Origin of the sequence: Microvirga sp. Mcv34, from assembly GCF_024519725.1 — a bacterium.
GTDB lineage: Bacteria > Pseudomonadota > Alphaproteobacteria > Rhizobiales > Beijerinckiaceae > Microvirga.
Genome location: NZ_JALJRK010000243.1, coordinates 431 through 1,264 on the forward strand (window position 1 = coordinate 431; position 834 = coordinate 1,264).

Genomic DNA, 834 nt, shown 5'->3' on the forward strand with positions numbered 1-834 from the left:
ATCAGCGCCTGGCGATCCATCCCTATGGCCGCTCCTATGCGAGCCTGGCCGAATTGCAGCAGTGGACCGATGCGCGCATCGAGATCCTGTCGCACGAGCGGCGCTGCCCGGCCACCCGCTCCTCGGCCCAGGCCTGGGCCGAGGAGCGGGTGCGGCTGACCCGGCTGCCCGAGACATTGCCGGAGCCGTTCGATCTGGTGGCCACCCGCCAGGTCGGTCTCGACGGGTTGGTGTCGTTCGAGGGGCGCCAATACAGCGTTCCGTTCCCGCTCATCGGGCAGCGCGTTGAGGTGCGTGGCACCGCCGGACAGGTGCAGATCCTGAAGGCCTGCGAGGTGGTGGCCACGCATCCACGCGCCACCCGGGCCCGGCTCGTGATTGATCAGGCGCATTATAACGGGCCCAGTACCGAACACGTGCGGGCGCCGCCCCCTCTCGGGCGGCTGGGCGCCCGCATTCAGGAATTGTCCCAGGCTCCCGTGGCGCACCGGTCGATCGACCTGTATGCGGCTCTGGCGGAGGTGGCGCGATGACCCCGGGCAGGCTGCGACTGGATATCGACACGACGCGCGAGCGGCTTCTGGCCCTGGGCTGCCCCTATGCGGCCGAGCACCTCGATCATCTTCTGACTGAGGCAGTGAGCCAGGCGATGGCGCCGCATGCCTTCCTGGACCGGTTGCTGGAAGTGGAACACTCCGGGCGCGAAGGACGGCGGGTGAAAACCTCGTTGAAAATGTCGGGTCTGCCGATCGGCCAGACGCTCGAGAACTTCGACTTCGCCTTCCAGCCGGCGATCGAGCGCTCCCGGATCGACACGCTGGCCACAGGCGCGTG

General features: G+C 68.2%; 2 protein-coding genes. Both read left to right on the forward strand.

The window, feature by feature from the left end; all coding sequences use genetic code 11:
• A partial coding sequence (locus OC446_RS30400) for a Mu transposase domain-containing protein (RefSeq protein ID WP_410055178.1) occupies window positions 1-533 on the forward strand: 533 nt, incomplete at its 5' end.
• On the forward strand, window positions 530-834 hold a 305-nt coding region (locus OC446_RS30405), incomplete at its 3' end, for an ATP-binding protein (RefSeq protein ID WP_262032590.1). The genes OC446_RS30400 and OC446_RS30405, both read left to right, overlap by 4 nt.